Here is a 261-nt window from a genome sequence, read left to right as displayed (position 1 = left end):
TCATTATGACGTTTTACAGATGAGCACCGCTTAACTTGTTTAAGCAAATCAAACTTAAATTGAAGAGTTTGATCATGGCTCAGATTGAACGCTGGCGGCAGGCCTAACACATGCAAGTCGGACGGTAACACAGGGGAGCTTGCTCCTTGGGTGACGAGTGGCGGACGGGTGAGTAATGTCTGGGGATCTGCCCGATAGAGGGGGATAACCACTGGAAACGGTGGCTAATACCGCATAACGTCGCAAGACCAAAGAGGGGGA

General features: G+C 50.2%; 1 rRNA gene. It reads left to right on the top strand.

Annotated elements, in window-relative coordinates:
• Window positions 1-56: 56 nt before the first annotated feature.
• A 16S ribosomal RNA gene (locus tag HZZ01_RS20775) occupies window positions 57-261 on the top strand; the annotation flags it as partial.

The organism is Pantoea sp. WMus005, from assembly GCF_013415305.1.
Classification (GTDB): domain Bacteria; phylum Pseudomonadota; class Gammaproteobacteria; order Enterobacterales; family Enterobacteriaceae; genus Pantoea; species Pantoea rara.
Note: the sequence above shows the minus strand (reverse complement) of the source record. Positions and strands in the feature narration are given on the sequence as shown.